At 72.9% G+C, this 7,610-nt stretch carries 6 protein-coding genes; 3 read left to right on the top strand and 3 right to left on the bottom strand.

Features of this window, described 5'->3' with window-relative positions:
- Positions 1-10: 10 nt before the first annotated feature.
- Positions 11-823 carry a polyphosphate--glucose phosphotransferase gene (gene ppgK, locus ABD220_RS04570; RefSeq protein WP_344120214.1) on the bottom strand — a complete coding sequence of 271 codons (813 nt, stop codon included), beginning with the start codon at positions 821-823 and terminating at the stop codon, positions 11-13.
- Between the two features lie 58 nt (positions 824-881).
- On the bottom strand, positions 882-1,781 hold the full coding sequence (map, locus tag ABD220_RS04565; protein WP_344120212.1) for a type I methionyl aminopeptidase: 900 nt from the start codon (positions 1,779-1,781) through the stop codon (positions 882-884).
- 131 nt (positions 1,782-1,912) lie between these two features.
- Here map and ABD220_RS04560 point away from each other — a divergent pair, with 131 nt between their 5' ends.
- A complete protein-coding gene (locus ABD220_RS04560) occupies positions 1,913-2,089 on the top strand; it encodes an SPOR domain-containing protein (RefSeq protein ID WP_344120210.1) in 177 nt (58 codons plus the stop codon).
- 68 nt (positions 2,090-2,157) lie between these two features.
- Here ABD220_RS04560 and panB read toward each other — a convergent pair whose 3' ends face one another.
- The gene (panB, locus tag ABD220_RS04555; RefSeq protein WP_344120209.1) at positions 2,158-2,994 is read right to left on the bottom strand and encodes a 3-methyl-2-oxobutanoate hydroxymethyltransferase; all 837 of its coding nucleotides are present in this window, start codon (positions 2,992-2,994) and stop codon (positions 2,158-2,160) included.
- 138 nt (positions 2,995-3,132) lie between these two features.
- Here panB and glnA point away from each other — a divergent pair, with 138 nt between their 5' ends.
- Together glnA and ABD220_RS04545 are read left to right on the top strand one after the other, a co-directional pair.
- Complete coding sequence (glnA, locus tag ABD220_RS04550; RefSeq protein ID WP_344120208.1) at positions 3,133-4,473, top strand: type I glutamate--ammonia ligase; 1,341 nt, start codon at positions 3,133-3,135, stop codon at positions 4,471-4,473.
- Positions 4,474-4,491: 18 nt separating this feature from the next.
- The gene (locus tag ABD220_RS04545) at positions 4,492-7,557 is read left to right on the top strand and encodes a bifunctional [glutamine synthetase] adenylyltransferase/[glutamine synthetase]-adenylyl-L-tyrosine phosphorylase (RefSeq protein ID WP_344120206.1); all 3,066 of its coding nucleotides are present in this window, start codon (positions 4,492-4,494) and stop codon (positions 7,555-7,557) included.
- The last annotated feature ends 53 nt before the right edge of the window (positions 7,558-7,610 follow it).

The following is a 7,610-nucleotide window of genomic DNA, read 5'->3' as shown; positions in this document are numbered from 1 at the left end:
CGGCCGGGGCTCAGCTCTCGGGCGCGTGCGGGATGCCGGCCCACAGGGCCGCGCCCACGATGCCGGCGTTGTTGCGCAGCTCGGCGACCTTCACGGGCGTGCGGAGCTCGATGAAGGGGAGGAACTTCTCCGCCTTCTTCGACACCCCGCCGCCGACCACGAAGAGGTTGGGCGAGAACAGGAACTCCACGTGGCTGAAGTAGCGCTGCAGGCGGGTGGTCGCCCACTTCTTCCACGGCATGTCCTCGCGCTCGCGTGCGGCGGCGGACGCCTTCGTCTCGGCGTCGTGGCCGTCGATCTCCAGGTGTCCCAGTTCGGCGTTGGGCATGAGCTTGCCGTTGAGGATCAGGGCGGAGCCGATCCCGGTGCCCAGGGTGATGACGATGACCAGGCCCTTGACGCCCCGGCCGGCACCGTAGACGGCCTCGGCCAGGCCCGCGGCGTCGGCGTCGTTGAGTGCCTCGACCGGCCGGCCGAGCCGCTCGGTCATGAGGGCGTCGACATCCGTGCCGATCCAGGACTTGTCGATGTTCGCCGCGGACAGGGCGACGCCCTCCTTGATGATCGCCGGGAAGACGATGCCCACCGGCGAGTCCGGGGCGGGAGCCTCGGGACGGGACTGCAGCTCCGCGACGATCTGCTTCACCACCTCCGCGACCTTCTCCGGGGTCGCCGGCCGGGGCGTGGGGATCCGGAAGCGCTCGCCGACGAGCTCGCCGGTGTCGAGGTCCACGATCCCGCCCTTGGTGCCCGTGCCGCCGAAGTCGATGCCGATGACGCGGCGGTGCGGGACGGCGGCGACGTCGCGGTCTGGTGTGGTCATGGAGCGGTCCTCTCGTGGGGCCGTGGTCGGACGATCAGTGGGCAGTCTACGGCAGGGCCTACGGCAGGGTGAGGACGTCGACCCCGTCCTCGGTGACGGCCATGGTGTGCTCGAACTGCGCGCTGCGCCGCCGGTCGCGGGTGGTCACGGTCCAGTCGTCGTCCCACTGCTCCCACTGGATCGTGCCCAGGGTCAGCATGGGCTCGATGGTGAAGACCATGCCCGGGACCATGGGGGTGGAGTAGGAGGGGGCGGCGTCGTAGTGGGGGACGATGAGCCCGGAGTGGAACTCGCGGCCCACCCCGTGGCCCGTGAAGTCCCGCACCACGCCGTAGCCGAAGCGCCGGGCGTACTTCTCGATGACGCGGCCGATGACGTTGATCTCCCGGCCCGGTCGGACGGCCTTGACCGCCCGGTTCAGGGCCTCCTCGGTGCGCTCGACGAGCAGGCGGGACTGCTCGTCGACCTCGCCCACCAGGAACATCCGGTTGGTGTCGCCGTGGAAGCCGTTCTTGTAGGCCGTGACGTCCAGGTTGATGATGTCGCCCTCCTCCAGCACCGTGGAGTCGGGGATGCCGTGGCAGATCACCTCGTTGAGGGACGTGCAGATGGACTTGGGGAAGCCCCGGTACCCCAGGCAGGACGGGTAGGCCCCGTGGTCGCACAGGTACTCGTGGGCGATCCGGTCGAGCTCGTCCGTGGTCGTGCCGGGCACGGCCGCCCGGCCGGCCTCCTGCAGGGCGCGCGCCGCGATCCGGCCCGCCTCGCGGATGTGCTCGATCTCGTCCGGGGTGTAGACGTTGCCGCCGCGGCCCTCGTCCGGCTCCGCCCGGCCCACGTACTCGGGGCGGGGGATCGCCGCCGGCACGGGCCGGCCGGGGGTCACGGAGCCGGGGGCGAGGGCCCCGACGGGGGCGGTGCCGCCGGGGGCGGGAGCGGTGAGGTTGTGCGTGGGCACGGGGGTCTGGACCTCCTGGATCGGGTGGGCCGGCCCCGTCCGGGCCGGTCCGGGCCTAGGATCTACCCTAGCGCGCCGGGCACGGAGCCGGTCCGGTCACCCGGGCCCGGCGGCCACCGAGAGGAGAGGTCATGGCCGAGTTCTGGTTCAACGTCTACACCCACCAGGTCGAGGAGGGCCCGCAGTCGGACTACCGCAAGCTGCTCGGCCCGTACGCCACGCGCGAGCAGGCGCAGAACGCGCTGAAGCTCGCCGCGGAGCGCACCCGGCGGTGGGACGAGGAGGACCGCGCCTACGACGAGGGCTGAGCGGCCGCGGCACCCCGGGGCTGACCGTCCCGGACGGCCGGTCAGGGGCGGCAGCGCAGGGGCGTGGTTCAGAAACCGTGCTCCGGGCCCGGGAAGGACCCCGAGCGCACGTCCTCCACGTAGCGGCCCACGGCGTCGGAGACCACCCCGTGGAGGTCCGCGTACTGCCGGACGAAGCGGGGCATCCGGCCCCGGCGCAGGCCGAGCATGTCCTGCCACACGAGCACCTGGCCCGTGGTCGCGGACCCGGCCCCGATCCCCACGGTCGGGATCTCCAGGGCGGCGTCCACGGCCACGGCGGCCTCGGCGGGCACCATCTCCATCACCAGGCAGAACGCCCCGGCGGCCTCGAGGGCGCGGGCGTCCTCCACGAGGGTTCGTGCGGCGTCTCCGCGGCCCTGCACCCGGTACCCGCCCAGGGCGTGCTCGCTCTGCGGGGTGAAGCCGATGTGCGCCACGACGGGCACCCCGGCCTGGACCATGGCCCGGACGTGCGGGGCGAACCACGCCCCGCCCTCGAGCTTCACCGCGTGCGCCCCGCCCTCCTTGAGGAAGCGCACCGCGGTGGCCACCGCCTGCTCGGGGGACGCCTCGTAGGAGCCGAAGGGCAGGTCCACCACCACGAAGGCGCGCTCCACGGACCCGGACACGGCCCGGCACATCGGCAGCAGCTCGTCCACGGTGACGGGCAGGGTGCTGGCGTGGCCCAGGACGTTGTTGCCCGCCGAGTCCCCCACCAGCAGGGAGTCGACGCCGGCCGCGTCGAAGATCGCCGCCGTCAGGGCGTCGTAGCACGTGAGCATGGTGAACTTCTCGCCACGGCGCTTGGCCTCGCGCAGGTGGTGCGTGCGCACCCGGCGCACGTCCAGCGCGCCCGGTGCCGGGCGGGGTGTCTCCTGGGTCATGGCCCCACCCTATCGGCAGCGCCGTCCCCCTCCCGTCCCGTCCGGCGGGCCCGGCGGGGCAGCGCGTTAGAGTGGGCGGGACAGCAGGCGTGCCCGGCCGGCACAGCGCTCCCGGGCAGGAAGACGAGGAAGACAACCATGGACCGTCAGCAGGAGTTCGTCCTCAGGACCATCGAGGAGCGCGACGTCCGCTTCGTGCGCATGTGGTTCACGGACGTCGTCGGGAGCCTCAAGTCGGTGGCCCTGGCCCCCGCCGAGGTCGAGGCGGCCTTCGAGGAGGGACTCGGCTTCGACGGCTCCTCCATCGAGGGCCTGTCACGGGTCTCCGAGGCGGACATGCTCCTGCAGCCGGACCCCTCCACGTTCCAGATCCTGCCGTGGCGCAGCGAGACCGAGCCCACCGCGCGGATGTTCTGCAACATCCTCACCCCGGACGGCGAGCCCTCCTCCTCGGACCCGCGCGGAGTGCTCAAGCGCGTCCTGGAGAAGGCCTCGGACATGGGCTTCACCTGCTACACCGCGCCGGAGATCGAGTTCTACCTGCTGAAGTCCGCGGACCTCGACGCCGAGGGCCGGCCGACGCCCGTGGACCACGAAGGGTACTTCGACCACGTGCCGGGCGGCGTGGTCCAGGACTTCCGGCGCAAGGCCGTCAACATGCTGGAGGCCGTCGGGATCTCCGTCGAGTTCTCCCACCACGAGGCGGGTCCCGGGCAGAACGAGATCGACCTGCGCTATGCCGACGCCCTGCAGACGGCCGACAACATCATGACGTTCCGCACGGTGATCAAGGAGGTCGCGCTCTCGCAGGGCCTCTACGCCACCTTCATGCCCAAGCCGTTCACGGAGCACCCCGGCTCCGGCATGCACACCCACTTCTCGCTCTTCGAGGGGGACACGAACGCCTTCTTCGAGGCCGGATCCGAGTTCCGCCTCTCCCGCACGGCCGGGCACTTCATCGCCGGCATCCTGCGGCACGCCCCCGAGTTCACCTCGGTGACCAACCAGTTCGTCAACTCCTACAAGCGGCTCTGGGGCGGGGGAGAGGCCCCCTCCTACCAGTCCTGGGGGCACAACAACCGCTCCGCGCTCGTGCGGGTGCCGCTGTCCAAGCCGGACAAGGTGCAGGCCGCGCGGATCGAGTACCGCGGCATCGACTCCGCCACGAACCCGTACCTGTCCTACGCCGCGCTGCTGGCGGCGGGTCTGCGGGGCATCGAGCACGAGTACCAGCTCCCGCCCGTGGAGCTGGACGACGTCGCGGCGATGAGCTCCGCGGAGCGCCGGGCCCTCGGCCACAACCCGCTGCCCTCGAGCCTGTACGACGCCATCCGGGAGACCGAGGAGTCGGAGTTCATGGCCGAGCTGCTCGGGGAGCAGGTCTACGACTACTTCCTGCGGAACAAGCGCCGCGACTGGAACGACTACCGCCGGGTCGTCACGCATTTCGAGCTCAAGAACAACCTCGGCATCCTCTGAGCACGGACGGACCGTCCCATGACACATCCTCCCCAGTCGGCGGCCCCCGCGGACCCTGTCGCGTCCGGCCGTCTGATCAAGGCCGGCTTCGCGGACACGGGCAACGCCCAGCGCTGGCTCGCCTTCCCGGCGCTCGCCGGGGTCGACCTGGACCGGCTGCTGGAGGGCCTGGCGCTGGCCGCGTCACCCGACATCGCGCTGCAGCTCACCGTCCGGCTCCTCGAGGGCTCCCCGGAGCTCGCCGAGCGGATCAACGCGGGCCCGGAGGCCTCCGAGACCATGTTCCGGCTCCTGGGCGCCTCCGAGGCGCTCGGGGAGTTCCTGCTCCGGCGCCCCGAGCACCTGGACCTGTTCGCGGAGCCCACCGCCGCCGAGCCCGGGGAGATCCCCGGGGAGCACTTCCGCGACGCGCTGCTGACGTCGGTCGGAGCGGATCCCGCCGCGCGGACCCCGGTGGCGGCGAAGACCGGTGACGTCGCCTGCAGCGCCCTGCGCACGGCCTACCGGCGGGAGCTGGCGCGCATTGCGATCCAGGACGTGGGGGCGCTCTACCCCGCCGACCACATGCCCGCCGTGGGCCGCCAGCTGGCCGACCTCGCCGCCGCGGCCCTCGAGGGGGCGCTCGCGGTGTCCCGGGCGGAGGCGGCCGGCACCTGGGCCCCCGAGATCGTCGACCGGGTGCGGCTCGCCGTGATCGGCATGGGCAAGTGCGGTGCCCGGGAGCTCAACTACATCTCCGACGTCGACGTCGTCCACGTGATGGCCGTGCAGGACCCGGACGACGCGGAACCCCTGGACGGGGCCGAGGCCACCGTCATCGCCACGGCCCTCGCCACGGGCACCGCCCGGGCGCTCATGGCCCGCGGCGCCGAGCCCCCGCTGTGGGAGGTGGACGCCAACCTCCGCCCCGAGGGCAAGGACGGCCCGCTCGTGCGCACCCTGGACTCGTACGTGCGCTACTACGAGCGGTGGGCCGAGTCCTGGGAGTTCCAGGCCCTGCTCAAGGCCCGGCCCGTCGCCGGGGACCCCGAACTCGGGGCGGCGTACCGGAAGGCGATCGAGCCGTTCGTGTGGCGCAGCTCCGGGCGCGAGGGCTTCGTCGAGTCCGTGCAGGCCATGCGCCGGCGGGTCACCGACAACATCCCCGCCGCCGAGGGCGAGCGCCAGATCAAACTGGGTCCCGGCGGGCTGCGCGACGTCGAGTTCACGGTGCAGCTCCTCCAGCTGGTGCACGGGCGCACGGACGAGCGGGTCCGCACGCAGGCCACGACCGAGTCCCTGGCCGCGCTCTCCGAGGGCGGCTACATCGGCCGCCGGGACAGCGAGCAGTTCTCCGCCCACTACCGCTGGCTGCGCCTGCTCGAGCACCGCATCCAGCTGTTCCGGCTGCGCCGCACCCACCTCATGCCGCAGGGAGAGCGGGAGCTCACGGTCATCGCCCGGTCGGTGCGCGGCGCCGCGGACACCGCCCGCCCCTCCGGGGAGTCCCTGCTCGAGGAGTGGCGCAGGGTCAAGCGCAGTGTCCGGGGGATGCACGAGCGGATCTTCTACCGGCCGCTGCTGGCCGCGCTGGCCCACCTGCCCGAGACGGACACCCGGCTCTCGGCCGAGTCGGTGCGGGACCGGCTCGCCGCGCTCGGCTACCGGGACCCGAAGGCCGCCGTGCGCCACATCGAGGCGCTCACCCGCGGTGTCAGCCGGCGGGCCGAGATCCTGCGCACACTGCTGCCCGTGCTCCTGGGCTGGCTGGCCGACGGGGTCGACGCCGATGCCGGGCTCCTGGGCTTCCGGCGGCTCTCCGAGTCCCTGGGGACCACCCCCTGGTTCCTGCGCCTGCTCCGGGACTCGAACGCCGCCGCGGAACGGCTGTGCCAGATCCTCTCCAGCTCCCGGTACGTCACCGACCTGCTGGAGAACTCCCCGGAGGCGGCCGCCTGGCTCGGCCAGGACGACGAGCTCTGCCCCGTGTCCTTCGAGACGCTGTGGAGCGAGATCCGCGCGCAGATGGCCCGTCACCCCGATCCGGGGGAGGCCGTGCGGATGATCCGGCTCGTCCGCCGCCGCGAGGAGCTGCGGGTGGCGCTCGCGGACACTTCCGGGCTGCTCGACGTCGAGCAGGTCGTGGAGGCGCTGTCCGACATCGACCGGGTGTGCATCCTGGGGGCCCTGCACGTGGCCGAGCGGGAGGTCTACGACCGGGCCGGCCGGCTCGCCGACGTCCTCGTCGTCGCGATGGGCCGCCAGGGCGGGCGGGAGATCGGCTACGGCTCCGACGCCGACGTCATGTACGTCTACGCCCCGGTGGGGGACGCGGACCCCGCGGCGGCCCGGGAGCAGGCCGAGACCCTGCTGCAGCGGATGGTGCAGCTGCTCAAGGCGCCCTGCTCGCCGCCCATCGTGGCGGAGCGCGTGCTGGAGATCGACAACGACCTGCGCCCCGAGGGGAAGCAGGGGCCGATGGTGCGCTCCGTCGAGTCCTACGCCGAGTACTACGCCCGGTGGGCGCAGACCTGGGAGTTCCAGGCGCTCACCCGGGCGCTGCCCGTGGCCGGCAGCGACGAGCTCGCCGACACGTTCCGGCGGGTCATCGACCCGCGCCGCTACCCGGAGGAGTTCACGGAGCGCCAGCTGCTGGAGATCCGGCGGATGAAGGCCCGCGTGGAGAACGAGCGGCTGCCGCGGGGCGCGGACCCGTCCCGGCACCTGAAGCTCGGGCGGGGCGGGCTCTCGGACGTCGAGTGGCTCGTCCAGACGCTGCAGCTCCAGCACGGGCACCGGGTCCAGGGGCTGCGGACCACGAGCACCCTGCGGGCCCTGCACGCGGCGGAGGAGGCGGCTCTCGTGAGCGCCGAGGACGCCATGGCCCTGTCCGCCGCGTGGCGGCTGGCCACAGCCGTGCGCAACGGCAACGTCCTGCGCACCGGACGCCGCTCCGACGCCCTGCCCTCGAAGCGTGCCGACCTCGAGGCCGTGGCCCGCTGGTGCGGGTACGAGCCCGGGTGCGCCGGGCGGCTCGAGGAGGACTACCTGCGCACCACCCGCAAGGCCCGGGCCGTGTTCGAGCGCCTCTTCTACGGCCACTGACCGCGACCTCCGCGCGCGGCCGGCCAGGGACGAGGGAGGGCCCCGGACCCCTT

Source organism: Kocuria aegyptia (genome assembly GCF_039530085.1).
Taxonomy (GTDB): Bacteria; Actinomycetota; Actinomycetes; order Actinomycetales; family Micrococcaceae; genus Kocuria; species Kocuria aegyptia.
The sequence above is the reverse complement of the archived record's forward strand: the minus strand, read 5'-3'. Positions and strand labels throughout refer to the sequence as shown.

Bases quoted from the DNA above. Each gene is read 5' to 3' on its own strand.
- ppgK (WP_344120214.1), bottom strand. From the start codon at position 823: ATGACCACACCAGACCGCGACGTCGCCGCCGTCCCGCACCGCCGCGTC.
- ABD220_RS04560 (WP_344120210.1), top strand. From the start codon at position 1,913: ATGGCCGAGTTCTGGTTCAACGTCTACACCCACCAGGTCGAGGAGGGC.
- panB (WP_344120209.1), bottom strand. From the start codon at position 2,994: ATGACCCAGGAGACACCCCGCCCGGCACCGGGCGCGCTGGACGTGCGC.
- glnA (WP_344120208.1), top strand. From the start codon at position 3,133: ATGGACCGTCAGCAGGAGTTCGTCCTCAGGACCATCGAGGAGCGCGAC.
- ABD220_RS04545 (WP_344120206.1), top strand. From the start codon at position 4,492: ATGACACATCCTCCCCAGTCGGCGGCCCCCGCGGACCCTGTCGCGTCC.